General features: G+C 72.2%; 22 protein-coding genes. 6 read left to right on the forward strand and 16 right to left on the reverse strand.

Features of this window, described 5'->3' with window-relative positions; genetic code table 11:
• The first annotated feature begins 138 nt into the window (after positions 1 to 138).
• Positions 139 to 315 carry a hypothetical protein gene (locus LRP67_RS07450; protein ID WP_231269541.1) on the forward strand — a complete coding sequence of 59 codons (177 nt, stop codon included), beginning with the start codon at positions 139 to 141 and terminating at the stop codon, positions 313 to 315.
• Here LRP67_RS07450 and LRP67_RS07455 read toward each other — a convergent pair.
• Both LRP67_RS07455 and LRP67_RS07460 read right to left on the reverse strand, forming a co-directional pair.
• Entirely contained in the window at positions 300 to 788 is a 489-nt protein-coding gene (locus LRP67_RS07455; RefSeq protein ID WP_231269542.1) for a DUF2505 domain-containing protein, read from the reverse strand. The genes LRP67_RS07450 and LRP67_RS07455 overlap by 16 nt on opposite strands.
• A complete protein-coding gene (locus LRP67_RS07460) occupies positions 785 to 1,267 on the reverse strand; it encodes a DUF2505 domain-containing protein (protein WP_231269543.1) in 483 nt (160 codons plus the stop codon). Before LRP67_RS07460 ends, LRP67_RS07455 begins: the two co-directional genes overlap by 4 nt.
• 19 nt (positions 1,268 to 1,286) lie before the next feature.
• Between LRP67_RS07460 and LRP67_RS07465 the strand changes: the two genes are divergently transcribed.
• The 3 genes from LRP67_RS07465 (at position 1,287) to LRP67_RS07475 (ending at position 8,587) form a co-directional block, all read left to right on the forward strand.
• Entirely contained in the window at positions 1,287 to 2,099 is an 813-nt protein-coding gene (locus tag LRP67_RS07465; protein WP_231269544.1) for a tryptophan 2,3-dioxygenase, read from the forward strand.
• Between the two features lie 56 nt (positions 2,100 to 2,155).
• A complete protein-coding gene (locus LRP67_RS07470; RefSeq protein ID WP_231269545.1) occupies positions 2,156 to 7,018 on the forward strand; it encodes an NAD-glutamate dehydrogenase in 4,863 nt (1,620 codons plus the stop codon).
• Between the two features lie 264 nt (positions 7,019 to 7,282).
• Positions 7,283 to 8,587: an HNH endonuclease signature motif containing protein gene (locus tag LRP67_RS07475; RefSeq protein ID WP_231269546.1), complete on the forward strand. Its 1,305-nt coding sequence runs from the start codon at positions 7,283 to 7,285 to the stop codon at positions 8,585 to 8,587.
• 204 nt (positions 8,588 to 8,791) lie between these two features.
• On the opposite strand, the gene LRP67_RS07480 is transcribed toward LRP67_RS07475, so the two are convergent.
• Genes LRP67_RS07480 through deoC form a run of 4 tightly spaced genes read right to left on the reverse strand, consistent with a single transcriptional unit; the run spans position 8,792 to position 12,760 of the window.
• On the reverse strand, positions 8,792 to 9,463 hold the full coding sequence (locus tag LRP67_RS07480) for a pentapeptide repeat-containing protein (RefSeq protein ID WP_231269547.1): 672 nt from the start codon (positions 9,461 to 9,463) through the stop codon (positions 8,792 to 8,794).
• Positions 9,464 to 9,472: 9 nt separating this feature from the next.
• Entirely contained in the window at positions 9,473 to 10,342 is an 870-nt protein-coding gene (locus LRP67_RS07485; protein WP_231269548.1) for an aldehyde dehydrogenase family protein, read from the reverse strand.
• A gap of 1 nt (position 10,343) precedes the next feature.
• Positions 10,344 to 11,780, reverse strand: a complete 1,437-nt coding sequence (locus tag LRP67_RS07490; RefSeq protein WP_231269549.1) for an aldehyde dehydrogenase family protein — start codon at positions 11,778 to 11,780, stop codon at positions 10,344 to 10,346.
• A 5-nt stretch (positions 11,781 to 11,785) separates the two neighbouring features.
• Positions 11,786 to 12,760, reverse strand: coding sequence for a deoxyribose-phosphate aldolase (gene deoC, locus LRP67_RS07495; protein ID WP_231269550.1), 975 nt, complete (start codon positions 12,758 to 12,760; stop codon positions 11,786 to 11,788).
• A gap of 61 nt (positions 12,761 to 12,821) precedes the next feature.
• Between deoC and LRP67_RS07500 the strand changes: the two genes are divergently transcribed.
• Positions 12,822 to 13,394, forward strand: a complete 573-nt coding sequence (locus tag LRP67_RS07500; RefSeq protein ID WP_231269551.1) for a hypothetical protein — start codon at positions 12,822 to 12,824, stop codon at positions 13,392 to 13,394.
• Between the two features lie 25 nt (positions 13,395 to 13,419).
• Here the strand turns inward: LRP67_RS07500 and LRP67_RS07505 are convergent, their stop codons facing one another.
• The gene (locus tag LRP67_RS07505) at positions 13,420 to 15,066 is read right to left on the reverse strand and encodes a phospho-sugar mutase (RefSeq protein ID WP_231269552.1); all 1,647 of its coding nucleotides are present in this window, start codon (positions 15,064 to 15,066) and stop codon (positions 13,420 to 13,422) included.
• 72 nt (positions 15,067 to 15,138) lie between these two features.
• On the opposite strand from LRP67_RS07505, the gene LRP67_RS07510 reads away from it, so the two are divergent.
• Entirely contained in the window at positions 15,139 to 15,573 is a 435-nt protein-coding gene (locus tag LRP67_RS07510; protein ID WP_231269553.1) for an SRPBCC family protein, read from the forward strand.
• 13 nt (positions 15,574 to 15,586) lie between these two features.
• On the opposite strand, the gene LRP67_RS07515 is transcribed toward LRP67_RS07510, so the two are convergent.
• From LRP67_RS07515 to LRP67_RS07555, 9 genes are all read right to left on the reverse strand, one after another.
• Positions 15,587 to 16,396, reverse strand: coding sequence for an NAD(P)-dependent oxidoreductase (locus tag LRP67_RS07515; RefSeq protein WP_231269554.1), 810 nt, complete (start codon positions 16,394 to 16,396; stop codon positions 15,587 to 15,589).
• A 42-nt stretch (positions 16,397 to 16,438) separates the two neighbouring features.
• Positions 16,439 to 17,104, reverse strand: coding sequence for a heme oxygenase (biliverdin-producing) (locus tag LRP67_RS07520; RefSeq protein WP_231269555.1), 666 nt, complete (start codon positions 17,102 to 17,104; stop codon positions 16,439 to 16,441).
• A 124-nt stretch (positions 17,105 to 17,228) separates the two neighbouring features.
• Complete coding sequence (locus LRP67_RS07525; RefSeq protein WP_231269556.1) at positions 17,229 to 17,795, reverse strand: TetR/AcrR family transcriptional regulator; 567 nt, start codon at positions 17,793 to 17,795, stop codon at positions 17,229 to 17,231.
• A 107-nt stretch (positions 17,796 to 17,902) separates the two neighbouring features.
• On the reverse strand, positions 17,903 to 20,134 hold the full coding sequence (locus tag LRP67_RS07530) for an Ig-like domain repeat protein (RefSeq protein ID WP_231269557.1): 2,232 nt from the start codon (positions 20,132 to 20,134) through the stop codon (positions 17,903 to 17,905).
• The gene (locus LRP67_RS07535; RefSeq protein ID WP_231269558.1) at positions 20,131 to 21,567 is read right to left on the reverse strand and encodes an HtaA domain-containing protein; all 1,437 of its coding nucleotides are present in this window, start codon (positions 21,565 to 21,567) and stop codon (positions 20,131 to 20,133) included. The genes LRP67_RS07530 and LRP67_RS07535 overlap by 4 nt, the downstream gene beginning before the upstream one ends.
• Positions 21,564 to 22,700, reverse strand: a complete 1,137-nt coding sequence (locus LRP67_RS07540; RefSeq protein WP_231269559.1) for a hypothetical protein — start codon at positions 22,698 to 22,700, stop codon at positions 21,564 to 21,566. The genes LRP67_RS07535 and LRP67_RS07540 overlap by 4 nt, the downstream gene beginning before the upstream one ends.
• A complete protein-coding gene (locus LRP67_RS07545; protein WP_231269560.1) occupies positions 22,697 to 23,500 on the reverse strand; it encodes a heme ABC transporter ATP-binding protein in 804 nt (267 codons plus the stop codon). Before LRP67_RS07545 ends, LRP67_RS07540 begins: the two co-directional genes overlap by 4 nt.
• Positions 23,497 to 24,603 (reverse strand): iron ABC transporter permease, encoded by a 1,107-nt coding sequence (locus tag LRP67_RS07550; RefSeq protein ID WP_231269561.1) that lies wholly within the window; start codon positions 24,601 to 24,603, stop codon positions 23,497 to 23,499. The genes LRP67_RS07545 and LRP67_RS07550 overlap by 4 nt, the downstream gene beginning before the upstream one ends.
• Positions 24,604 to 24,610: 7 nt before the next feature.
• Positions 24,611 to 25,705 (reverse strand): hemin ABC transporter substrate-binding protein, encoded by a 1,095-nt coding sequence (locus LRP67_RS07555; protein ID WP_231269562.1) that lies wholly within the window; start codon positions 25,703 to 25,705, stop codon positions 24,611 to 24,613.
• Between the last annotated feature and the right edge of the window lie 48 nt (positions 25,706 to 25,753).

Raw genomic sequence — 25,753 nt, forward strand, 5'->3', positions numbered from 1 at the left:
CGAGGGCGCGGCGTCGGCCTTCCCGGTCGAGCAAGCGTGGCGACCGAGGGACGGGGTCTCGAGGCTCAGGCGCTGGGCGCCTTCGCACCTCGACCACCGAGGGGGCTCGCCTGGGACCGGTAGGGGAGAATGGATCCGATGAACGTCGTCCCGCTGCACCTCGGCGCCCTCCACCCGGTGGAGCAGGCGCTGACGATCGCGCTGGCCTTCGGGCCGTTCGTGGTGCTGGGGATCGTGATCGCCGTACGGCGCCGCCACGAGGCCGCGGAGGACGCGGCCGCGGAGGACGGGACCGAGGCTCAGCGCGAGAGGTAGTCGCGCCCCAGGCGGTTCTCGGTCTTGAGGGCGTCCAGCAGCATGTCGCCGATCAGGGCCTCGATCTTGCCGCCCACCAGCGGGACCCCCACCGTGATCGTCAGCGCGACGGTCTCGGTGGTCACGCCGGCCTCCTCGGTGAGCACGGCCGTCCCGCTCATGTCGCCGGGCTTGCCCGGGATCGTGACCACGATGTCGCCCCGGGCGGCTCCTGCCCAGGACTCGGTCTGGACGATGTGGGTCTCCTCGCCGACGAGCTTCCTCGCGAACGCCGGCAGGCTGGCGGTGGGCTGCCACTGGTCGAGGACGATCTCGGCGGAGTCGCTGTCCTCCGGCACCGACACCGACACCTCGGCCCGGCTCATGCCGATGGCGGTGCAGACCTCACGCCGGAAGTCGGCGTCGCGCAGCATCGCGGCGACCCGCTCGGGCGGCGCGTCGTAGGTGAGCCGGTGGAGGACCTCGCGGCTCATCGCTCGCCCGCCAGCCAGGAAGTGCCGACCTGCTGCTCCTTGGCGTAGGCGGCCTGGAGGGTGTCGACGAGGAGCTGCTCGAGCTTGCCGCCGATGAGCGGCACCTTGACCTTGGCGTCCAGCTCGACGGTCTGCACCGTCCCGGTGCCGGCCTCGCGCAGCGTGACGCTGCCGGTGACCTTGGTCGGCTTGCCAGGAGCGCTGATGTCGACGGCGCCCCCGGAGCCGTCCTTCCAGGTCTCGGTCATGATCGCGGTCGTGGTCTCGCCCACGAACTTCTTCGCGATCGACGGCAGTCCCGAGGTGTTCTGCTCGGTCTCGACCCGGACCGTGAGGCCCGCGCCGGCGACGTCGACGCTCACGTCGTACGACGCCGCGTGCTGGGCCTCGCAGACCCGCTCCCGGAACGCCGGGTCGGAGAGCATCGCGAACACGTCGGCCGGGGGAGCGTCGTAGGAAAGCTCGGTGCGCATCAGCATGTGCGACATCATGCACCTTGTGAGCACCCAAGAGGAGCACCCCGGCGAGAGCTTCGTGTCCTTCGGCGAGCAGGGCGCGCAGCTGACCTACGGCAGCTACCTTCGGCTCTCGCAGCTGCTCGACTCCCAGCACCTGGAGTCCGATCCTCCCGCCCACGACGAGCTGCTGTTCATCACCATCCACCAGGTCTACGAGCTGTGGTTCAAGCAGCTCCTGCACGAGGTGACCGCGGCGCGCGACGCGATGACGTCCGGCGACCTCTGGTGGGCCCAGCACCTGCTCCAGCGGGTGCACGTGATCGAGCGGGTGCTCGTGCAGCAGGTCGACGTGCTCGAGACCATGACCCCGCAGGACTTCCTGCAGTTCCGCCAGCAGCTGGCGCCGGCCAGTGGGTTCCAGTCGGTGCAGTTCCGCGAGCTGGAGTTCGTCTCGGGCGCCAAGGACGCGGCGTACGTCGAGCGCTTCCGGGGTCTCACCGACGAGGAGCGGCAGCGGCTGGGGCGCCGCCTCGCGGAGCCGACGCTGTGGGACGCCTTCCTCGACGTCCTGCGCGCCCAGGGGCTCCCCGCCGCCTCCGAGGCGGAGGTGTCCGCGTCGATGCGGACGGTTGCGCACGACCGGTCCCGGTACGCCGCCGTGTGGGCGCTCGGCGAAGCGCTGCTGCAGCACGACGAGCTGGCCGCGAGCTGGCGGGCGCGCCACGTCGTGATGGTCGAGCGGATGATCGGGTCCAAGTCCGGGACGGGCGGCTCGAGCGGCTCGACGTACCTGCGCAGCCGGCTGCCCCTGCAGTACTTCCCGCTCCTGTGGGACCTGCGCAGCGAGCTGTAGGGACACCCCGGGGCCCCGTTGTGACACTGCGCACGCCACGACCTAGGGTCGGGAGGGTGTCAACGACGACGCAGGATGTGGACAAGGCGGAGCTCCTCGACCAGGCCATCGACCTGGCCCGGCAACGGAAGGGGAGCGGCGCACCGCCGCCCGACCGGGTGGACGCGCTGCTGCGGGCCTACTACCGCCACATCGCGGCGGAGGACCTGCTCGGGCGCTCCGCTGTCGACGTCTACGGCGCCCTGGCGTCGCACCACAAGCTGGCCGCCGAGCGCCCGCAGGGCACGGCCCGGGTCCGGGTCCTCACGCCGACGCTGAGCGAGTACGGCTGGTCGGCGGGCGGCCACTCGGTCGTCGAGGTCGTCGTCGACGACATGCCGTTCCTGGTCGACTCGCTGACGATGGAGCTCTCCCGCCAGCTGCGCGACGTGCACCTGGTCATCCACCCCAACTACGACGTCGTCCGCGACATCACCGGCGCGCTGCAGGAGGTCCGCCCGGTCGACGACGGCTCCAGCGCCCCGGACGGCGACGCCGTGCGCGAGTCGTGGATGCACGTCGAGATCGACCGGCTGCGCGAGGACGACGACCCGGCCGCGATCGTCGAGGACGTGCAGCGGGTGCTGCGCGACGTCCGTGAGTCGGTCGAGGACTGGGAGAAGATGCACGCTCAGATCCGCGCCATCGTCAGCGGCCTGGAGTCCGACCCGCCCCCGCTGGACCCCGAGGAGGTGCGCCAGGCCGCCGACCTGCTGGCCTGGCTCTCCGACGAGCACTTCACGTTCCTCGGCTACCGCGAGTACTCCCTGGAGCGTCAGGACGACGACGACTTCCTGCGGGCCGTGCCCGGCACCGGCCTCGGCATCCTGCGCGCCGACCAGGAGATGGCCGAGTCGTTCGGCCGGCTGCCCGAGAAGGTCAAGGCCAAGGCCCGCGAGAAGACGCTCCTGGTGCTGGCCAAGGCCAACTCCCGCGCGACGGTGCACCGTCCGGCGTACCTCGACTACGTGGGGGTCAAGACCTTCGACGCCAACGGCGAGGTGTCGGGCGAGCGTCGCTTCCTGGGGCTCTTCTCCAGCGCCGCCTACACCGAGTCGCTGCTGCGCATCCCGCTGCTGCGTGACAAGGCGGAGGCCGTCCTGCGCCGCAGCGGCTTCGACCCGCGCAGCCACGCCGGCAAGGCGCTGATGGACACCCTGGAGACCTACCCGCGCGACGAGCTGTTCCACACCCCCGTCGACGAGCTGGCGCCCATGGCGGAGGCCGCGATGGTGGCCCGCGAGCGCCGGGCCCTGCGGCTCTTCGTGCGCCGCGACACCTACGGGCGCTACGTTTCCGTGCTCGTGTACCTGCCGCGCGACCGCTACAACACCAGCGTCCGGGAGCGGTTCGCGCAGATCCTCAAGGACCGCTTCGGCGGCGACTCGGTGGAGTTCACGGTGCGCATCAACGAGTCGACCACCGCGCGCGTCCACTTCGTGGTCCGCCTGCCCAAGGGCGAGGAGATCCCCGAGGTCGACACCCAGGAGCTGGAGCGCCGCCTGGGCGACGCCTCCCGCTCGTGGCGCGACGACTTCATGGCCGCCGTGATGGCCGAGTACGGCGAGGAGGCCGGCGCGACCCTCGGCCGGCGCTACCTCGACTGCTTCCCGGAGGCCTACAAGGAGGACTTCCCGGCGCGCACGGCCGCGGTCGACCTGGGTCGGCTCGAGGAGATCCAGGGCGACGTCGGCATCGACCTGTCGCTCTACGAGGAGCTGGACGCAGGCCGCGGCGAGGCCCGGCTCAAGGTGTTCCGCATCGGCGAGCCCCTCTCGCTGTCGGAGATCCTGCCGATGCTGTCCTCGATGGGCGTCGAGGTCGTGGACGAGCGGCCCTACGCGCTGGCCGGACTGCCGCGCCCGTCGTACATCTACGAGTTCGGGCTGCGCTACGGCCGGTCCCTGCCCGCCGGCGCGCGCGAGCCGTTCCAGGACGCGCTGCGGGCGGTGTGGGAGGGGTTCAACGAGATCGACGGCTTCAACTCGCTGGTCCTCGGCGCCGGCCTCACCTGGCGCCAGGCCACCGTGCTGCGCGCCTACGCGAAGTACATGCGGCAGGGCGGCTCGCCGTTCGCCCTCGACTACATCGAGGACGCGCTGTCGGGCAACGTCGACATCACGCGGCTGCTGGTGCGCCTCTTCGAGGCGCGCTTCGATCCCGGCGAGGACGGCCTGACCGAGGACGCCGAGGCGCGCACCGTGCGGGTCGAGGAGCTGCGCCAGCGCATCCTGGGAGCGCTCGACGAGGTGGTCAGCCTCGACGATGACCGGATCCTGCGCTCCTATCTCACCCACGTCCTCGCGACCCTGCGCACCAACTACTTCCAGGGTGCCGAGGACGGCCGCCCGCACCCGTACATGTCGTTCAAGCTCGACCCGTCGGCGATCCCTGAGCTGCCGGAGCCCCGCCCGCGCTTCGAGATCTTCGTGTACTCGCCCCGCGTCGAGGGCGTCCACCTGCGCTTCGGCGCGGTGGCGCGCGGGGGCCTGCGCTGGTCGGATCGGCGCGACGACTTCCGCACCGAGGTCCTCGGTCTGGTGAAGGCCCAGATGGTGAAGAACGCCGTCATCGTGCCGGTGGGCGCGAAGGGCGGGTTCTTCTGCAAGCAGCTGCCCGACTCCTCCGACCGCGACGCCTGGATGGCCGAGGGGGTGGCCTGCTACCGGACCTTCATCTCGGGGCTGCTCGACGTCACCGACAACCTGGTCGACGGCGAGACGGTGCCCCCACGGCGGGTCGTGCGCCATGACGGCGACGACTCCTACCTGGTGGTCGCCGCGGACAAGGGCACCGCGACGTTCTCCGACATCGCCAACCAGGTGGCCAAGGACTACGGCTTCTGGCTCGGCGACGCCTTCGCCAGCGGCGGCTCGGTGGGCTACGACCACAAGGCCATGGGCATCACTGCCCGCGGCGCCTGGGTGTCCGTGCGTCGGCACTTCCGCGAGCTGGGCGTGGACTGCCAGAGCGAGGACCACACCTGCGTGGGCGTCGGCGACATGTCCGGCGACGTCTTCGGCAACGGGCTGCTGTGCTCGGAGCACACCCGCCTGGTGGCGGCCTTCGACCACCGCGACATCTTCCTCGACCCCGACCCCGACGCTGCCACGTCGTACGCCGAGCGGCGCCGGCTCTTCGAGGTCCCACGCTCGTCGTGGCAGGACTACGATGCCTCCCTGATCTCCGAGGGCGGCGGCGTGTTCTCCCGCTCGGCGAAGTCGATCAGGCTGAACGACCACATCCGGTCCGCCCTCGGCATCGACGGCGAGGTGGACTCCATGACGCCCACCGAGCTGATGCGCGCGATCCTGCTCGCGCCCGTGGACCTGCTGTGGAACGGCGGCATCGGCACCTACGTCAAGGGCGCGGAGGAGACCCACTCCGACGTCGGCGACAAGGCCAACGACGCCATCCGGGTCGACGGTGGGGACCTGCGCGCCCGCTGCGTCGGTGAGGGCGGCAACCTGGGCTTCACCCAGGCCGGCCGGATCGAGTACGCGATGGCCGGCGGCCGGATCAACACCGACTTCATCGACAACTCCGCGGGTGTCGACACCTCCGACCACGAGGTCAACCTCAAGATCCTGCTCGACCGGGTCGTGGCCGCCGGGGACCTGACCGAGAAGCAGCGCAACCGGCTCCTCGTCGAGATGACCGACGAGGTCGCCGACCTGGTGCTGCAGGACAACTACGAGCAGAACCTCGCCCTCGCCAACGCCGCGTTCAACGCCAGGCCGCTGCTGCACGTCCACGAGTTCTGGATGAAGCGGCTCGAGAGCGACGGGATTCTCAACCGCGAGATCGAGGGGCTGCCGTCGAGCCGCGAGGTACGCCGCCGGCTGGAGCGGCGTGAGGGCCTGACCGCGCCGGAGCTCTCGGTCCTGCTGGCCTGGACCAAGATCGTCCTCGCCGACGAGCTGCTGGAGTCCGCCCTGCCCGACGACCCCTATCTGGACCTGGACCTGCGCGCGTACTTCCCACGGCAGGTGCGCGAGGGCTTCGAGACGCCCGTCACCGAGCACCCGCTGCGCCGCGAGATCATCGTGACCCAGGTGGTCAACGACCTGGTCAACGGCGCCGGCATGACCTACTGGCCGCGCCTGGCAGGAGAGACCGGGGCCGACGCCGCCGACCTGGTGCGCGCCAACTTCGTGGCCCGCGAGATCTTCGCGTCGCTGCCGCTGCGCAACGACGTCAAGGCGCTCGACAACGAGCTGGACGCCGCCGTGCAGACCCGCATGCGGATCGAGATGCGCACGTTGGTCGAGCGCGCCTCGAGATGGCTGGTCACCAACCGCCGTCCGCCGCTGGACAGCCAGGCGACCGTGGACTTCTTCTCCGGGCCGGTGCAGGAGACGTTGGCTCACCTCCCGGACCTGATGACCGGCCGTGAGCTGACGGCGTACGAGGAGCGGCGCGACGCGCTCATGGCCAAGGACGTGCCCGAGGGGCTCGCGTCGCGCGTGGCGGTGCTGCCGCCGGCGTACATGCTGCTCAACATCATCGAGATCGCGCACCGCGAGTCCATCGACCCCGCCGACGTCGCGCGCGTGCACTTCGCCCTGGGCGAGCGGCTGGGGCTTCCCTCGCTGGTGCAGCGCATCCTCGGGCTGCCCCGCGACGACCGCTGGCAGACCATGGCCCGCGCGGCGCTGCGCGACGACCTGCACGCAGTCCACGCCTCGCTCACCCAGCAGGTGCTCACCACGACCTCGCCCGACGACCCCGCCCCCGCGCGCATCGCGCAGTGGGAGGAGTCCGACGCCGTCGTCGTCAACCGCGCCGCCGACACCCTCCAGGAGATCACCACCGACGACACCGCCGACCTGGCCCGCATGTCCGTCGGCCTCCGCGTCGTGCGGGGCCTCCTGTCCTAGCTCCCGGTGGTCGAGGTGCGACGAGCGCGCGGCGGCCATCTCGGTGGTCGAGGTGTGAGGAGCGCTAGCGACGAGCCTCGAGACCCGGTGAGCCGGCAGGCAGCCCAGGGGGTACGGCGGTCGGGTTGCGGGGGTCTTGAGGCTCAGGCGCGAGGGCGCCTTCGCACCTCGACCACCGAAGGGGGTCGAGAAAGTTCTCAGAGCCCTGTGGACAAAGGACATTCTCGGCCTTGGACTGTCGGTGGCGGGTGCTTGAGTAGTCCCATGACCAGCACCGGACCCGACCAGAGCAGACAGCTGCTCGACGGTGTCCGCGCGCACACCCAGGCCGCGATCGACGTCGAGCTCGGCCGCCTACACCTGACGCTTGACTGGTGCCAGATTCACGAGACCCACGACGAGGCCGACGCCGCGGTCTTCGCCGACCACGGCATCCCCCTCGCCGGGCCCGGCGCCCCCATGGTCAGCGAGTTCGCGGTCATGGAGCTAGGCGCCGCGCTGGGGATGTCCACCGACTCCGCCAAGCGCTACGTCGGCGCTGCGCTCGAGATCAAGTACCGGCTCCCCAGGATCTGGGCCCGCGTCGAGGCCGGGGAGCTGGGGTTCTGGAAGGCGCGGTGGATCGCGGAGCACACCATGTGTCTACCCGCGGCGGGTGCGGCGTTCGTGGACCAGCAGGTGGCCTACTGCGCGCACAAGGTCTCCTACGCCGAGGTCGAGCGCCAGATCGCCACCGCGATGGCCAGGTTCGACCCCGAGCAGGCCGAGAAGCTACGCCGCCAGGCCGCCGACGCCCGCAAGCTCGACATCCACACCGACCACATGTCCCTCGAAGGCACCATCGACGTGTCCGGGACCCTGGACGCCCAAGACGCCCTCGACCTCGACACCGCGATCAACCGCCTCGCCGCGCACCGGAAGGCGGCCGGGTCCACCGAGTCGTTGGACGTACGACGCGCCCAGGCCGCCGGTGACCTCGCCCGCGGCCAAGACACGCTGCCCTTCGACCAGGACACCCAGGACAGCGAGGGTGGTTTCGAGACCGGACTTCGTCCTTCCTCAACCACCGAGAGCATCAAGATCACCCGGGTCATCGACCTGCACGTCCACCAGGCCGGCGTGTTCGGGGACCCGAACGCCACCGTCGGACGAGCCGGGCGCAAACCGGTGCTCGTCGAGACCATCCGCGAGTGGTGCGGGGCACCCGACACCGTCATCAACCTCAAGCCCGTCAGAGACCTCGCCGAGCACCTCCACGTCGCCGGATACGAGCACCCAGCCCGGCTGGTCGAGCAGGACGACCTCATCGACCACCACTGCGTGTTCCCCTGGTGCACCAGAGCAGCCGAGAGGTGCGACCACGACCACGTCACCCCGTACGACAAGGGTGGACCGACCTGCTCGTGCAACTCCGCACCCCTGTGCCGAGGACACCATCGCTTGAAGACCCACGGCCGCTGGACCTACGACGTTCTCGACCGGGGCACCTATGTCTGGCACTCACCCCACGGTCACATCTACCGCCGCGATCACACCGGCACCGAGCCGGTCCTGCGCCAGAGACCCTGAGCGCCCCACACCCCGCCACCGGCGGGGCAAGCGGCACGTCCGGAGCAGGCTGTGCTGGTTGAGTGCCGGGCGGCGCTGACGGTGCTGCGGTACTTCCCGGACGACCGCCGAGCGTGGTGGCGTTCAACGACATGTCGCACCTGCCCCACGACCTGCGGCGGACGGGCTTCCCGCCCCACCAGCGGCTCTGACGCCCGGGGGCTCTCAGCGCTCCTCGACCTTGAGCCCCTTCTCGCGCGCCAGCAACGGCGCGAGGAGGTCGAGCTGAGCGGGGCTGATGGTGGCGCCGCGCAGGCCGTCCAGGCCGTCCACGGCCTCGAGCTCGCACCCGCGCAGGTCGACGTGCTCCAGCCGGGCCTGCTGGGCGTTGAGACGACCGAGCCGGGTGCCGCGGAAGGCGACCCGGCGGGCGGTGGTGCTCAGCAGGTCGAGCTCCTCGATGACGCAGTCGGTGAAGGCGACGTCGAGCAGCTCGGCGCCGCGCAGGTTGACGAAGCTCAGCTTGCAGCCGACGAAGTGCACCGAGTGCCAGTTGGTCTCGTAGGCCTCGACGGAGCCCAGCCGCGCGCCGGTGAAGAGGACGTCGCGCCACACCCCGCGCGGTGCGCGTACGACGGGCACGTCGAGCCGCTCGAAGGTCGTCTCGCGCAGCCGCGTGGAGCACCAGTCCGCCTCCCGGGCCTCGACGCCGGCGAACCGGCAGCCGTCGACCGACGCACCGCCGAGCGCGAGCTCGGGCACGGCGAGGTCGTCGAACGACAGGCCGTGCAGGTCGGCGTCGGCGACGAGCAGGTCGGAGGACCCCGCCGCGAGCGCGCGGTGGACCACCGGGTCGAGGTGGGGAGGGTGGGTGGAGGGACGAGCGGTCTTCGCCATGGGGAGCCGTCAGACCCCGATCGGGTGCCAGACGGTCTTGGTCTCCACGAAGGCGGTCATGGCGTCCAGCCCGGGATCGGCGCCGAAGTCGGGCTCGGCGGCCGGCGCGCGGCGTACCCGCTTGAGGTTGTCGGCCGCCGCGACCTCGAGCGAGGTCGCGAGCTCGGGATCGCCGGCGACGCCCAGCAGGTCGATGCCGTTGACGTCCATGTGCGCGGCCAGCCACGGCGCGACCGTCGCGGCCTCGCCGGTGAGGATGTTGACCACGCCTCCGGGGACGTCGGAGGTGGCCAGGCACTCGGCGAAGGTGACGGCCGGCAGCGGCCGCTCGTACGACGACACCACGACCGCGGTGTTGCCGGTGACGATGACCGGCGCGACGGCGCTGACCAGACCGAGGAGCGAGGACTCCTGGGGTGCGAGCACGGCGATGACCCCGCTCGGCTCGGGTGTGGACAGGTTGAAGAACGGTCCGGCGACCGGGTTGGCGTTGCCGATCACCTGGGTCAGCTTGTCGGCCCACCCGGCGTACCAGACCAGGCGGTCGATCGACTCGTCGAGCACCTTCTCGGCGCGCGAGCCGGTCAGGCCCTCGGACTGACGCACGGCCTGCACGAGCTGGGGCCGGCGGTCCTCCATGATCTCGGCGATCCGGTAGAGGATCTGCGCGCGGTTGTACGCAGTCTTGCTCGACCACCCGCCGAAGGCCTTGCGTGCGGCCACGACGGCGTCGCGGGCGTCCTTGCGCGAGGCGAGCGCGGCGTTGGCCACGAAGGCTCCCTTCGAGTCGTGCACGACGTAGGAGTAGCCCGACTCCGAGCGCGGGAACTGCCCGCCGATGAAGAGCTTGTAGGTCTTGCGGACGTCGACGCGCGACATGTCACTCGCCACCCTTCAGATAACCCGCGAGGCCGTGCCGGCCGCCCTCGCGGCCGTAGCCCGACTCCTTGTAGCCACCGAACGGGCTGGTCGGGTCGAACTTGTTGAACGTGTTGGCCCAGACCACCCCGGCGCGCAGCGCGCTCGCCATCTTCAGGATCAGAGACCCCTTGTCGGTCCACACCCCGGCCGAGAGGCCGTACGGCGTGTTGTTGGCCTTCTCGATGGCCTCCGACGGCGTGCGGAAGGTCAGCACCGACAACACCGGGCCGAAGATCTCCTCGCGAGCGATCCGGTGGGCCTGGGTGACGCCGGTGAAGATCGTCGGCGGGAACCAGAAGCCGTTGCTCGGCAGCTCGCACTCCGGCGACCAGCGCCCGGCGCCCTCGGACTCGCCGATGTCGGACAGCTCGCGGATGCGCGCCAGCTGCTCGGCGGAGTTGATGGCCCCGATGTCGGTGTTCTTGTCGAGCGGGTCGCCGAGCCGCAGCGTGCCCATGCGGCGCTTGAGGCGGGCGAGCAGGTCGTCGGCGACCGACTCCTGGACGAGCAGGCGGGAGCCGGCGCAGCAGACGTGGCCCTGGTTGAAGAAGATGCCGTTGACGATGCCCTCGACGGCCTGGTCGAGCGGGGCGTCGTCGAAGACGATGTTGGCCGCCTTGCCGCCCAGCTCGAGGGTGACCTTCTTCTCGGTCCCGGCGACCGTGCGCGCGATCGCCTTGCCGACCTCGGTCGAGCCGGTGAAGGCGACCTTGTCGACGTCCGGGTGCGCGACGAGCGCCTGACCGGTGCCGCCGGCACCGGTGAGGATGTTGACGACGCCGGGCGGCAGGTCCGCCTGCTGGCAGATCTCCGCGAAGAGCAGCGCCGTCAGCGGCGTGGTCTCGGCCGGCTTGAGCACGACCGTGTTGCCGGCGGCCAGCGCGGGCGCGATCTTCCAAGCCAGCATCAGCAGTGGGAAGTTCCACGGGATGACCTGGGCGGCGACGCCGAGCGAGCGGGTGCCGTAGCCGGAGTACTCCAGCTTGTCGGCCCAGCCGGCGTAGTAGAAGAAGAAGGCGGCGGCGACCGGGACGTCGACGTCGCGGGACTCCTTGATCGGCTTGCCGTTGTCGATCGTCTCCAGGACGGCCAGCTCGCGGCCGCGCTCCTGGATGATCCGGGCGATCCGGTAGAGGTACTTGGCGCGCTCGCGTCCGGGCATCCGGCCCCAGACACGGGCGTGCGCCCGGCGGGCGGCGCGGACGGCGAGGTCGACGTCGGCCTCGGAGGCCTCGGCGACCTCGGAGAGGACCTCCTCGGTGGCCGGGCTGATGGTCTTGAACGGCGCGCCGTGGCCGTCGACGAACTCACCGTTGACGAACAGGCCGTACGACGGCTTGATGTCGACGATGGCGCGCGACTCGGGGGCGGGGGCGTACTCGAAGATCTGGGCCAATGTCCTCAGTCCAACGTGAAGTAGTCGGGACCGGAGTAGCGCCCGGTCGTCATCTTGGTGCGCTGCATGAGCAGCTCATTGAGCAGCGTGGAGGCGCCGAACCGGAACCAGTCCGGGTCGAGCCAGTCGGGACCCGCGACCTCGTTGACCATCACCAGGTACTTGATCGCGTCCTTGGCCGTGCGGATGCCGCCGGCCGGCTTGACCCCCACCATCTGCCCGGTGGTCTCGCGGAAGTCGCGGACCGCCTCGAGCATGATCATCGTCACCGGCAGCGTCGCGGCCGGCTGCACCTTGCCGGTGGAGGTCTTGATGAAGTGCGCGCCCGCCATCATCGCCAGCCAGGAGGCGCGGCGGACGTTGTCGTAGGTCTGCAGCTCGCCGGTCTCGAAGATCACCTTCAGGTGTGCGCTGCCGCAGGCCTCGCGCACGGCGACGATCTCCTCGAACACCTGCAGGTAGCGCCCGGAGAGGAACGCACCGCGGTCGATGACCATGTCGATCTCGTCGGCCCCGGCCTCGACGGCGTCGCGGGTGTCGGCGAGCTTGATGTCGAGGGCCGCGCGGCCGCTCGGGAAGGCCGTCGCGACCGCCGCGACGTTGACCCCGCTGTCGCCCAGGACCGCCTTCGCGGTGGCCACCATGTCGGGGTAGACGCAGACCGCGGCGGTGGCCGGACAGGTCGGGTCAGAGGGGTCCGGCCGCATCGCCTTGGCCGCGAGGGCGCGGACCTTGCCGTGGGTGTCCTGGCCCTCCAGCGTCGTCAGGTCGACCATGCGGATGGCCAGGTCCAGGGCGTAGGCCTTGGCGGTCGTCTTGATCGAACGCGTGCCGAGCGAGGCGGCCCGGGCGTCGGCGCCGACCTGGTCGACACCCGGCAGCCCGTGCAGAAAGCTCCGCAGCGAAGCGTCGGACCTCGCGACGTCCGAGAAGCGCGTGGCGGCACCCTCGTCGGTCGCGGTGCTGGGGGAGGAAGGCATCCCCCCAGCATAGGGTTGACGCGCAGACGGGCAGCAACCGGACGACAGCGCGAGGAGCGACGTGAGCGAGGACCAGCGGGAGCGATTCGCGCCGGCCGGCGGACGGATCATGGGGGGAGTCGGACTGGCGCTCGCCCTGCTCGTCGTCGGCATCGGCGTGCTCGACCGGGACGCCGACATCCCCACCTGGACCATCGTGCTCGCCGCCCTCGTCGGGCTGTTGTGCTGGGCGGCCATGCTGCGACCCCGGGTCTCGCTGGTCGGTGACCGGCTGGAGCTGCGCAACATGCTGGAGACGGTGAGCATCCCGCTCGCCGCGATCGAGGAGCTCGCGGTCCGCCAGCTGCTCGCCGTACGCGCGGGAGACCGTCGCTACGTCTCGCCCGCCGTCGGCAAGTCCCGCCGGCAGCTGCGCCGGCCGCCCTCGGGGCCTGCCACCGATGTGGACTACGCCGACTTCGTCGAAGGCCGGATCCGCCAGCGCATGGACGACGCCCGCGCGGTCGCGGGGATCCGCCTCGGGTCGGCCGAGCAGGTCGCCCTTGGCCGGGAGGTACGCCGCTCGCCCGCCTGGCCCGAGCTGGTCGGGGTGGTGCTGCTCTCGGTCGCGCTGGTCGTCTCCGTCGTGCTCTGACGCCCCCCGCGCTCCCGGCTCTCGATTAGATCCCGGCCACGGCCCGGATGTCGCGACCCAGCGCGTCGAGACGGCCGGCGGCCGAGATCCGCGCGGCCTCCACGCCGTCGGCAGGGTCGACCGGCACGACGACCTCGAGGTAGCACTTGATCTTGGGCTCGGTGCCGCTTGGGCGCACGATCACCCGCGCCCCCTCGGCCAGCCGGTAGCGCAGGCCGTCGGTGGGCGGCAGGGCGGGGGAGCCCAGCGACAGGTCGTCGACGCCGACGACGGCCAGGCCGCCCAGGCTCGCCGGCGCGGTCGAGCGCAGGCGTGCCATGGCGGCGCCGATCTCGGCCACGTCGTCGACGCGTGCGGAGACCTGGTCGGTGGCGTGCAGGCCGTGCTCGACCGCGATGTCGTCGAGCAGGTCGGTCAGGGAGCGGCCCTCGGCCTTGGCGCCGGCGGCGAGCTCGCACAGCAGCAGCAGCGCGGAGACGCCGTCCTTGTCGCGGACGTGCTCGGGGTCGACGCAGTAGCCCAGCGCCTCCTCGTAGCCGAACGCGAGCCCGTCGACCCGCCCGATCCACTTGAAGCCGGTGAGCGTCTCGACGTACGGCTGGCCCGCGGCCCCAGCCATCTTCCCCAGCAGCGACGAGGAGACGATCGAGGTGGCGTAGGTGCCCTGCTTGCCCGACGACAGCAGGTGCGAGGCCAGCAGGGCGCCGACCTCGTCGCCGCGCAGCATCCGCCAGCCGTGCAGGCCCGGCACCGCGGCGGCGCAGCGATCGGCATCCGGGTCGTTGGCCACGACCAGGTCGGCGCCGTGGCGCGCGGCCAAGGCCATGGCCAGGTCCATCGCGCCCGGCTCCTCGGGGTTGGGGAACGCGACGGTCGGGAAGTCCGCATCGGGCTCCTCCTGCTCTGCGACCACACGCGGCTGGGCGAAGCCGGCGGTCTCGAGCACCTGGACGACCGAGGTGGCGCCCACGCCGTGCAGCGGCGTGTAGACCACGTTGAGGTCGCGCGGCCCGTCGTCGGCGAGGCCGGCCACGGTATCGAGGTAGCGGTCGACCACGTCCTCGGTCAGCACCTTGCCCGGGCGGCCGCGCACGATCTCGGCCACCGGCCCTACGGCCGCGATGTGACGCGCGATCTCCACGTCGGCGGGCGGCACGATCTGGGAGCCGTCACCGAGGTAGACCTTGTAGCCGTTGTCCTGGGGCGGGTTGTGACTGGCGGTGACCATCACTCCCGCGACGCAGCCCAGCTCGCGGATCGCGAACGCGAGGATCGGCGTGGGCAGGGGCCGGGGCAGGATCCAGGCGGTCAGGCCGGCGCCGTTCATCACCTCGGCGGTGTCGCGGGCGAAGACCTCGGAGTTGTGCCGGGCGTCGTAGCCGATCACGACCGGGCCGATCGTCCCCTGCTCGCGCAGGTACGCCGCCAGCCCGGCCGCGGCGCGGAGCACGACGACCCGGTTCATCCGGTTGGGCCCGGCCCCGAGCGCGCCACGCAGCCCGGCGGTGCCGAACTCCAGCGTCCCGTCGAAGCGGTCCTGGAGGTCGGCCGGGTCGGCGCCGCCCTCGACCTCGGCGACCGCGCCCTCGAGCTCGGCGCGGGTCACGTCGTCGGGGTCCTGCCTCGCCCACTCGCGCGCACGGTCCAGAAGCTGAGAGAGGTCGGGCGTCATGACGGCACCGTAGCGTCGGCCCCGTAGCGTTCCCACCGTGAGCCCCCCTGCCCTCGCCATGGACGAGCCGCGGTGAGAGCGACCTACGAGTTCCGCGCCGAGTGGACCGTGGGCGCGCCGGTCGAGGCGGTGCGCGAGGTGGTCGTCGACCTGGAGCACTACCCCGAGTGGTGGCCGCAGGTCCTGGCGGTCGCCAAGCTCGGTCCGGACGACGCCCGGGTGATCTGCCGCTCCGTGCTGCCCTACCGGCTCGACCTGCTCCTGCACGCGGTCTCCCGGTCGGCCCCGGTCGTCGAGGTGGCCGTGGCCGGCGACCTCGACGGGACCGTCCGCTGGCGGCTGGATCCGGTCGGGGACGGCACCCGGATGCTCTTCGAGCAGTCGGTCGCCGTCTCGGGGGCGCTCGCGCTGGCGTCGTACGTCGCGCGGCCGGTGCTGCGCTGGAACCACGACCGGATGCTGGCCGGCTGTCTCGAGGGCCTGCGCAGGCGGCTCGGAGTCGACTGAGCCCTCGTCCCGGTCAAGGGCCCAGACGGTCGAGCGCCGGCCGGTAGCACGCCTCGCCGGCGAACGGGCCGCCGACGTAGGCGCTCTCGGCCTCGTCGGCGGCGCCCTCGGCGATGGTGGCGGCGAACTCCTCGGCGTCGTCCAGGGGCTCGTAGCCCAGGGCGCGACCCGGCTCCAGGTCCCACCAGCCTCGGGTGTTAGCCGAGACCCCGTAGAGGACGGCGAAGCCCGGGGCGGGTGCGGTGAGACACGCGTGCACCATCCGCACGCAGTCGTCGGGGGACAGCCAGGTGGCGAGCTGGCGCACCGACTCGGGTCGCAGGTGGAAGGACCCGATCCGGCACGAGATCGCGTCGATCCCGTGCCGGTCCACGTAGAGCGACAGCAGCGCCTCCGCGCCCACCTTCGCCACGCCGTAGAACGTGTCCGGTCGGGGGCGGGCGTCGGTCCCGAGCGTCGGTGCCTCGGCGCGGGGAGTGCGGCCGACCGCGTGGTTGGAGCCGGCGTAGACGAAGCGGCGTACGTCGTGGGTGACGGCGGCGTCGAGCAGGGCGGCCGTGGTGATCACGTGGGAGGTCAGCGAGTCGGGCAGTGAGGCCTCGTCGGGGAGCCCTGCGGCGTGGACCACCGCGTCGAGCGGCTGCTCCTCGAACACCGCGTGCACGGCGTCGGGGTCGGCGCAGTCGGCGACGTGCCAGGGGACGTCGGCGGCGTCGGGCCGCGGCACCCGGTCCAGGCCGACGACCTCGTGACCGCGGTCGGCCAGCCCGACGGTGACGACCTGGCCGATCGAGCCGGCGGCGCCGGTGACCAGGACCCTCACCGGTGCCCCTGTCGGGTGCCGGGGGCGGGGAGCGACCTCAGGTCAGCGGCGGTACCCATCGATGTTCTGTCCCAACTCGGTGAAGAGGGCCTGGTTGAGCCGGAAGGCTACCTTCACCTCGTCGACCACGCGTCGTACCTCCTCGGGCGACAGGCCGAGCCCGTCGAGCCGGGCGCGGTAGCCGTCCTTGTAGGTCTTGGGCTTGGGGATCTCGGGGAAGGCGTAGAACGCCGTGCCGACGCCCTCCAGCTCGAAGGTCCGGTCGATGATGCGGCCGATCGCCTGACCGCCGGACAGGTCGCCGAGGTAGCGCGTGTAGTGGTGGGCCACCAGCAGGCCGCCCCACTCGCCCGCAGCGCTGACGCGCTCGCGGTAGGCGGCCGCCGCGGGGGAGTCGACGGTGCGCGCGCCACCGGGCGCCCAGTGCGCGAGGTCGGCGTCGATGGCGTCCAGCCGCTCAAGGGCGGAGTCGTGGACCGCGGCCACCATCGGGTCGTCGAGCCGGGCGCGCAGCGTCGTCTCCATGACCTCGTAGACCCCGCGCAGCCTGAGCAGGTACTCGGCGTACCCGGTCTCGTTGACCCGGCCGCCGAGGAGCTCGGACATGAAGCGCGAGTCCTCCGCCTCCTGGTGCTCGGCCATGGAGCCCTCGCGCATCGCGGCCGACAGGCTCACGGTCGGGGTGGCGGGCAGGTCGGTGACGGTCATGGGATCCCCAGCGCTGGTGGTGGACGTACTTTCTCGACACATTGTCGACAAGTATCTGACGACTTGTCAAGAAGTTTCGGCCACAAAGTTAGGTTTGCCTAAAAGTAGGCCTTCGGGGACTCGTTCAGCCGACGGTGACGAGCGCGCGCAGGATGAAGCGCTCGACCTGCTCGGCAGGGACGTCGCGGGGCGCCAGGCAGGCGTGGATCAGGGACATGGCGGCCGGGATGTCCGGGATGTCGAAGGCGCCCGACTCCACGCCGGAGACCAGCAGGTCGCGCAGCACGTCCTCCACCGCGACCACGTGCTCGCGGATCTCCTGGCCGGCCTGGCGGGAGAGCACACCGACGAGCTGCATGCCCAGTCCCATGTGGAACTGCTCGCCTGCGGTGAGCTGGTGGCGCACGTAGACCCGCATCCGCGCGATCGGGTCGGTCACGGAGTCCAGCTCGGCGCGCAGGCCGGCGAGGTAGCGGTCGGTCTCGTGCGACGCGAACGCGACCACCACGGCCTCCTTGTCGGGGAAGTGGTGGTAGATCGCGGTGCGCCCCAGGCCGGCGGCGGCCGCGATCTGCGCCATCGAGATGGCGTCGAAGCTGCGCTCGACCATCAGCGCCGCGAACGCGTCGAAGACCCGGCGCTGCACCAGGTCACGGTGCTCGGCGAGGGTCTCGGCACTGATCTTCGGCACGTCCGGCACTGTAGTACCGACCCGGTTCCGCCCCCGGATCCGGCAGGACGCCCCTCCCCGGGTGGGGAGGAGCGTCCTGGTGTGTTGCGCTGTGCTGCGGGAGAGGGTCAGGCGACCCGGAAGGTGATCCTCTTGGAGGATGCCTTCACGTTGCCGTTGCCGGCGTAGGTCACGACCACCTTGTAGGAGCCCTTGGCGAGCCTCGGCACGGTGACCCGCGCGATGCCCCGAGCGTTGAGCGCGACCCGCGCCCGCTTGACGAGCTTGCCCTTGGCGGTCCGCACGACCACGGTCACCTTGCCCGTGGCGGAGCCGGCCGTGGTCGTCGTGACGCGGGCCTGGACCTTGCCGGCCTTCGTGCGGGTCGGCTTCTTGGCCACCTTCACGGTGGCCTTGCTGACGGCCTTCGAGACCGTCGCCGTCGCGGTGGCGGTGGATCCTGCGACGTCGGCGTCGCCCTCGTACGTCGCCGTGAGCGCGTGACGGCCGGCCTTCAGCTTGCCGAGCGTGAAGCTCGCCTTGCCGGCCACGAGGTTCGTGGTGCCCACCACGGTGGTGCCTCGCCTCAGTGTGACCGCGCCGTCGGCACCCTTGCCGGTGACCTTGACCGTGGCGGTGGTGACCTGCCCGTAGGTGCGAGACGGGATCGAGAGCGAGAGCGAGGAGGTCGACTTCTCGACCACCAGGGTGGCGGTGGCGGTGCCGGCCTCGGTGTTGGCGTTGCCCGCGAAGGTCGCGGTCAGCGCGTGCTCGCCCTCGGTGAGCGCGTCACCGAGGTCGAAGGTGGCGGTGCCGTCGGTGAGGTCCGCGGTGCCGAGGACGGTCTCGCCCTCGGTGAGGGTGACCGAGCCGTCGGTGCCGCCTTCGCTGGCGACGGTGACGGTGGCGCTTGCCGGTGCGCCGGGCGTCACCGTGGGCGCGGTGAGCGTGACCGCCGGGGTGGCCTTGGCGAACGTGATCGGCGTGTAGGTCTCGTACTTCGCGCTGGTGGCTCCGCTGCCGGCGTAGGTGTAGATGCCGTAGTTGGTCGCGGCGGCCACCGCGGCGGCGGCGGTGTCGGCCGCGGCCCTGTCGACGGTCAGCGTGGCGGTGAAGGTGCCGTCGGGACGCAGCTCGATGGCGCCGGCCCGGGCGCCTCCGATCGTGGCCATGTCCTCGGCAAGGACCGCCCACTGCTGCGGCGAGGTGGGCTTGCGGTTGCTGGACGGAGCGCCGAGCGAGGGCCTCCACACCTCGGGGAACTTGCCGAACACGACGTAGGCGCCGGCCGGCTTGCCGGCCAGCGGCGGGCGGGCGCCGGTCGCGAGCGCCGGGTCGAAGCCGCTGCCCTCGACGGTGACCTGATGGGCGCCGTGGGGCAGGAGCGTGGTCTTGCTGACCACCACCGAGGCGTGGTCGGTGTAGGCGACCGAGAGCGGGTTCGCGACCTTGCGGACGTCGGCGCTGCCGCCGGTGGAGTACCAGTACGGCCCCTGGCCCAGCGTCTGCTGCAGGTCGACGAAGGCCGGCGGGAACGTGCCCCAGCTGGCTCCGGTCCGGATCTGTGGGCTGGTGTCGGCGGGAGCCTCGTAGGCGACCTCGCGGTACTGCGGCGTGGCCGCGATCCCCGTGGGGGTCACGTCGACGCCGGACAGCGTGGCGAGCGCGACCTTGGTGTCGGGGACGGGGGTCCACTCGTCGGTGTCCTCCATGGACGCGGCGTAGCCGCCGACCGTCGCGCTCAGCGTGCCGGTGCCGTTGGCGATCACCAGCTCGGGGTCGGAGAGATGGAAGTAGGTCATGCCCGAGTAGAAGAGGACGGTCGCGTCGCCGTCCCAGGTGATCGTGGCGCTCTCCGTCTCGGGGTCGAGCGTGCCGGCGCCGTTGCGGACCACCAGCCGGTTCTCGGACAGGATCGTGGTGGAGGAGCCCGAGGTCGCCTGCCCCGCGCTGTTGCGGTGAGTGCCGTCGAAGGTCGTCGGCGCGTAGCTGCCGTCGGCGGCCTTGTCCTCGATCGTCACGTTGCCGGCGGTGTTGGCCCACCCCGCCGTAGCGCCGTTGCTCCAGGTGGCGCCGTTGTCGGCGGCCCGCAGCATCTGACCACCGGCGCCCGGGTTGCCGATCTTGCCGGCCGACATCAGGTTCCAGGTGCCCGGAGCGAAAGCGCCGGCCTGGACCTCGTTGTTGATGTCCCACGCGAACGTGGCGTTCCTGACCGAGATCGGGGCGGCTACGGCCGGGGTCGCGGTCGCGACGCCCAGGGCGACGATGCCGGCGGACGCTAGGGCGCCCGCGACCGCGGCCGCGACTCCGCGCCTGGCCGCGCGAGCGCGCGGCCGGGCTGTGGTGGTGGGGTTCATGACGATGCCTTTCGTTGGTGGGTGAGCACGCTGAGGCCGGCGGTGCCGAGCAACAGCAGGGACCCGAGCCACCACGTCCAGCGGTGGTCGGCAGTGGCCTCGTGCGAGGCGGGCTCCGAGGATGTGAGGGCGTAGACGGTCGGCGCCGCGGGCAGCGGCGCGGAGGCCACGCCGACCTCGCCCGGGGCGGGGACGGCGGGAGCCGATGGGACGGCCGGGGCGGGCGCGGCCGGCGGCGCGGGCAGCGCCGGCGGGGCGGACTGGACGGGCGGTCGGGTGGGATTGACCGGCGTCGACGGCTTGGGTCCCTCCGGATCGGTGGGGCCGGGTCCGGTGGTCGGCTCGACGGGGGGCTCGATGGGGTCGTCGGCCACGTAGCTGACCGTCACGGGCGAGGGGACCTTGTGCGCGTCGGCGGCGCCGCCGCTGGAGTACCAGAACGCCGCGGAGCCGACCTTGTCCATGTAGGCGAGGAACGAGGAGGGGAAGGCGCCCCACGCGCTGCCGGTGCGGACCTGGGCCGCGCCCGAGGGGGGCGCCTGGTAGCGGACGTTCAGGTAGCGGGGCTGGACGGCGAAGCCGCCCGCGGCCGTCAGGTCGGGGACCGGCAGGTCGGCGATGGTCACGACCTCGGGCGCGACGGGCGACCACAGGCTCTGGTCGTCCACCGAGCTGGCGTAGCCGCTCAAGGTCGCGCGCAGCGTGGCCGAGGACCGGGTGATCGTCAGCACCGGGTCGGAGACGGTGAAGAACGACATGCCGGAGTAGTAGACGACCGAGAACGAGCCGCGCCACCGGATCGTCGCGGTGCGGGCGTCGGTGTCGACCTCGCCGGTGCCGCCGTCGAGGACGACCTGGTGGCCCGAGAACGGGCCGTTGGTGCTGGTGAGCGGGTTGCCGTCGACGTCGGTCGACAGCCCCGCGAAGGTGGCCGCCCCGTAGCTGCCGTCGGGACGGCGCTTCTCGATCCGCACGGCGCCGCGCTCGGCCCACCAGGCCCGGGTCCCGGTCCCGCGCCAGGTGGCGTTGGTGATCGTCTGGCCGCCCGCGCCGGGGTTGGGCACCGTGCCGGCCGAGAGGAAGTTGAAGGTGCCCGGCGCGAACGCCTTGTTGTTGGTCTCGCTGTTGATGCCCCAGCGCAGCTGGGCGTCGGAGATGGTGAAGGCGCCCGACTCGGGCTCCCCCGTCTCGGTGCCCGTCTCGGTGCCCGTCTCGGTAGCCGTCTCGGTGGGCGTCTCGGTGGGCGTCTCGCTCGGGGACTCCGTGGGCGTGGCGGAGGCGGTGGCGGTGGGCTCGGTCTCCTCGGCGGAGACGCCGGCGAGGCGCCCGACCGAGGCGCTCGCGGTCGTCGCGGAGAGGACGGCGCCGGTCAGACCCAGGCCCAGCAGCACGACCAGGACGGCGGCGAGAGCGCCGTGGGTGCGCGCGCTCACGGGGTCTCCACCGTGGTGCGAGGACGGCGCCGGCGCAGCGTCGTGACGGCGTACGCGAAGAGCGCGACCAGGAAGAGGCCGGCGGCGACGGCCAGGAAGATCGGGCCGGCCTGACCCCCGGTGTCCTCGGACGCCTCGGCGTCGTCGGCCGCGGGAGCGGGCTCGTCTCCCCGCGAGACGGGGAACCGCTCGAGCACCTCGGTGCCGGAGGCAGCGCCGCGCAGCCGCAGCTCGTGGGTGCCGGGCGTCAGGTCCAGCGGCAGCTGGAGGATCCCGGCGACCTCCCCGGACGACCCGGCGGGCAGGGGGCCGAGCCCGGCCACGCCGTTGTCCAGGACCGCCACGACCTGCTCGCCGGGCCGGAAGCCCTGGGCGGAGAAGGCCAGGGCGTGGCCGGCGACGGCGGTGGTGCGGTCGACGGTGAGCACGCGTCTGCCACGGGCGGCCGGAGGCGCCGCGGGGGCCGGGGTCCCGGCGGAGGGAGCGTCGGCTGGCCCGGCCGAGGGGGAGGCGGTGCCGGTCGGGGTCGGCTCGGCGGGCGACTGCGGGGCCGCGTCGGGGAGGTGGGCGAAGGTGACCGGGGTGAACGTCTCGTTGTTGGCGTTCTTCACGCCGTGGGCGCCGACGGTGATCACGCCACAGGTCACCTTGCGGCAGTCGACGTCGACCACGTCCCCGTCGCGGTCGGTGGCCTGGAACACCGGGCCCGGCACCGTCAGCCTCAGCTGGAAGGAGCCGGAGCGCGACAGCACGGCGGCGGCCTCGGAGGAGGTCGAGCTGCCGGGGAACGCGATGAACTTGAGGTAGCCGCGGTTGGCGGCGGCGTTCTCGGCGTCCGGGATGTAGCTGTAGTCCTTGCCGCTCATGCCGCCCTGCGAGGGGCGCCACGTGCCGCCGGACGGGTCGCGCACCCACCCGAACATGAGGTAGACCCCGCCGAAGCCGCCTCGGACGACCTGGAAGCCGGAGCCGTCGATGGTGAGCTCGGTCTGGTAGCGCAGGTCGGCCTGCGCCGTCCCACGGTCGTTGGTGACGGTGACTCGGCCCTGGGCCGAGGCGGGTGCGGCCGGCAGGGCGAGGAGGGCCGCGGCGAGCAGGGCGGCGACGACGGTGGCACGGGCGCGGACGGTCATGGGGTCTCCTGGGCGCCGGGCGAGCCGACGGGCCGTCGGTCGGCGAGCACCAGGGGCTCGCCGGTGGTGGGGTGCGGCACGACCTCGATGGGGTGTCCGTAGACCTCGCTGAGCAGACCGGCCCGCATGACGTCGGCGGGCGCGCCCTCGCCGGCGATCCGGCCGGCCTGGAGCAGCACCACCCGGTCGGACCAGGCGGCGGCGAGGGTGAGGTCGTGGAGCACGACGACGACGGCGGCCCCGGCGTCCGCCTCGACGCGGGCGCGTCCGAGCACCGTCTCCTGGTGGCCGATGTCGAGGGCGGCGGTCGGCTCGTCGAGCATCAGGATCCCCGCTCGCTGCGCCAGGATGCGGGCGAACGAGGTCCGCCCCTTCTCGCCCCCGGACAGGATCCCGAACGACCGGTCGGCGAGGTGGGTGACGTCGGTGGCGGCCATCGAGTCGGCGACCACGCGGTCGTCGTCGTCCTCCTCGGGCCGGTTGCGCCACGGGGCGCGGCCCATGCGGACCACCTCGGCCACGGGGAACGGGAAGGAGATGCGGTGCTCCTGGGTGAGGACGGCGCGCTCCCGGGCGAGCTCGCGCAGCCGCCAGTCCTCGAGCGGGCGGCCGAGCACCTCGACCTTGCCCTCCTGCGGGGCGAGGTCGCCGGCGAGCACGCCCAGGAGCGTCGACTTCCCGGCCCCGTTCGGACCGACCAGCGCGAGCACCTCGCCGTGGCGGACGTCGAGATCGACGCCGTCGAGGACGGTCGTGGATCCGAAGCGGACCACGACGCCGCGGGCGCCGAGGGCGATCACGACCAGCCCCCTGCCGTACGGCGCGTGCGGCGCAGCAGCCAGAAGAAGAAGGGCCCGCCCACCAGCGAGGTCAGCATGCCGAGCGGCAGGTCGGCGTGCGCGACGAGCGTCCGGGCGCCCATGTCGGCGACGACGAGCACCAGCGCGCCGGCCAGCATCGAGGCCGGCAGCAGCACGCGGTGACCGGGGCCGGTCACCATGCGCAGGAGATGAGGCACGACCAGGCCGACGAACGCGACGATCCCGCAGAAGCTCACGGCCGCGGCGGTCAGCAGGGCGACGACCACGATCATCATGACCCGCAGTCGCTCCACGTGGACGCCGAGGTGGCGGGCCTGTCGCTCCCCGAGCGCGAGCAGGTCGAGGCTGCGGGCGCCCACGAACGAGGCGAGGATGCCGATCGCGGCGATCGGGCCGACCACCCAGATGTAGGACCAGCGGCTGCCGTTGAGACTGCCGAGCTGCCAGAAGACGATCTGCTCGCGCGCCTGGGTGTCGCCCAGGAACATCAGCAGCGCGAGGCCGGCTCCGGCCACCGCGTTGACGGCGATTCCGGTGAGCACGAGGGTGACCACCTCGGTGCGCCCGTCGGCGCGCGAGAGGGCGTAGACGGTGAGCGTCGTGAGCAGGCCGCCGGCGAAGGCGCACACGGCGATCGTCCAGGTGCCGGCGAAGGTGAGGCCGAAGACGATCGAGATCGCCGCGGCGACCGCGGCACCGGAGGAGACGCCGACCACGCTCGGCTCGGCGAGGGGGTTGCCGAACACGCCCTGCATCACCGTGCCCGCCACGGCCAGGGCGGCGCCGACGACCATCGCCATCGCCACACGCGGGAACCGGACGGTCCACAGGGTGTCGTCGCCGCGCGGGTGGGTCGGCATCGGCCCGAGGTCGAGGCCGAGGCGGTGCAGGAAGGAGCCCGCCACCTCGTCGAACGGGATCGCCAGCTGACCCGAGCCCGCGGCGGCTACCCCCGAGACCGCCAGCGCGAGCAGCAGCGCGACACACAGCAGCGTGCCGCGCGTCCTACCACGGTCCCTGCGGGCGGTGGGCGAGTCGAAGGCCGCGACGTCGGACGCGGGCCGGGCCTGGCGGAGGGTCACCCGCGGCTCACAGGTCGTCCGGTGCGTAGAACGCCACGGCGAGCGCGTTGATGACGTCGGCGGCGCGCGGGCCGAAGCTGAGCACCTGGTCGTCGTCCATGGCGATGATCCGGCGGTTCTCGCCGGCCGGCGTGCTCGTCAGCGCCGGGAACTGCTTCAGCAGCCCGTCCACGCCGCCGACGGACTCCAGGCCCTCGTTCATCATCAGGATCGCGTCGGGGGCGGCGGCGATCAGGCCCTCGTCGTTGACCGGCTTCATGCCGCTCCAGCCGATCTCGGCGGCCACGTTGTAGCCGCCGGCCGCGGTGATCAGGGAGTCGGCCCCGGATCCCTCGCCGAACATGTAGTAGACGCCCGCCTGGCCCCGCACGTAGAGGAAGATCGTGCGCAGCTGTCCGGTGATGTCCTGCGGGGCCACCTCGGCGACCTGCCGGGTGATCCGGTCCGCGTCGCGCTCGAGCCGCTGGCCGAGCTCGCGCCCCGCCGCGGGGACGCCCAGGGCGTCGGCCACCTCCTGGGTCAGCGAGGACAGGTTGTCCAGACTGCGGTCCGCGTCGGTGATGACGACGGGGATCCCGGCGTCGCGCAGCTGCAGCAGCACGTCGAACGGTCCGAGGGAGGTGTCGGAGAGGACCACGGTCGGGTCCAGGTCGAGGATCGCCTCGGCGCTGAGCTCATGGCCGTTCTGGGTGACCACCGGACGGTCGGCGATCTCCGGGAACGACGACGAGACGTCCCGCCCGACGACGCGGTCGCCGAGGCCGAGCTCGAAGACGGTGTGGGCCAGGGTCCCGTACACGTCGAGGGCGAGGATCCGGCTGGTGTCGGTCACGGTGACCTTGGTGCCCTGGGCGTCGGTCACGGTCACGGGCAGCCGCGGCTCGGGGTCGGCCTGGGCCGGCGAGATGACCGGGTCGGGCAGGTTGATCGAGACCTCGCCCTGCCACGCGCGCGGGTCGTCGACCGGGGTGACGTCGCTCAGCCGCGGCGCCGGGGCCGCCGCGGTCGTGGCGTCGCCCTCGTCGCCGGGCGAGTCGAGGACGGGGCCGCAGGCGCTCAGGGTGAAGGCGGCGAGCAGGGCCGCGATCTGGGGGCGGGACATGGCGAGAGGTCGATTCTGCGAGAGAAGGTCCGAGACGGCGGACGAAGC

It is taken from the genome of Nocardioides sp. cx-169, from assembly GCF_021083605.1.
In the GTDB taxonomy this organism is placed as follows: domain Bacteria; phylum Actinomycetota; class Actinomycetes; order Propionibacteriales; family Nocardioidaceae; genus Nocardioides.

Bases quoted from the DNA above. Each gene is read 5' to 3' on its own strand.
- LRP67_RS07450 (WP_231269541.1), top strand. From the start codon at position 139: ATGAACGTCGTCCCGCTGCACCTCGGCGCCCTCCACCCGGTGGAGCAG.
- LRP67_RS07455 (WP_231269542.1), bottom strand. From the start codon at position 788: ATGAGCCGCGAGGTCCTCCACCGGCTCACCTACGACGCGCCGCCCGAG.
- LRP67_RS07460 (WP_231269543.1), bottom strand. From the start codon at position 1,267: ATGCTGATGCGCACCGAGCTTTCCTACGACGCTCCCCCGGCCGACGTG.
- LRP67_RS07475 (WP_231269546.1), top strand. From the start codon at position 7,283: ATGACCAGCACCGGACCCGACCAGAGCAGACAGCTGCTCGACGGTGTC.
- LRP67_RS07480 (WP_231269547.1), bottom strand. From the start codon at position 9,463: ATGGCGAAGACCGCTCGTCCCTCCACCCACCCTCCCCACCTCGACCCG.
- LRP67_RS07485 (WP_231269548.1), bottom strand. From the start codon at position 10,342: ATGTCGCGCGTCGACGTCCGCAAGACCTACAAGCTCTTCATCGGCGGG.
- deoC (WP_231269550.1), bottom strand. From the start codon at position 12,760: ATGCCTTCCTCCCCCAGCACCGCGACCGACGAGGGTGCCGCCACGCGC.
- LRP67_RS07505 (WP_231269552.1), bottom strand. From the start codon at position 15,066: ATGACGCCCGACCTCTCTCAGCTTCTGGACCGTGCGCGCGAGTGGGCG.
- LRP67_RS07520 (WP_231269555.1), bottom strand. From the start codon at position 17,104: ATGACCGTCACCGACCTGCCCGCCACCCCGACCGTGAGCCTGTCGGCC.
- LRP67_RS07530 (WP_231269557.1), bottom strand. From the start codon at position 20,134: ATGAACCCCACCACCACAGCCCGGCCGCGCGCTCGCGCGGCCAGGCGC.
- LRP67_RS07540 (WP_231269559.1), bottom strand. From the start codon at position 22,700: ATGACCGTCCGCGCCCGTGCCACCGTCGTCGCCGCCCTGCTCGCCGCG.
- LRP67_RS07555 (WP_231269562.1), bottom strand. From the start codon at position 25,705: ATGTCCCGCCCCCAGATCGCGGCCCTGCTCGCCGCCTTCACCCTGAGC.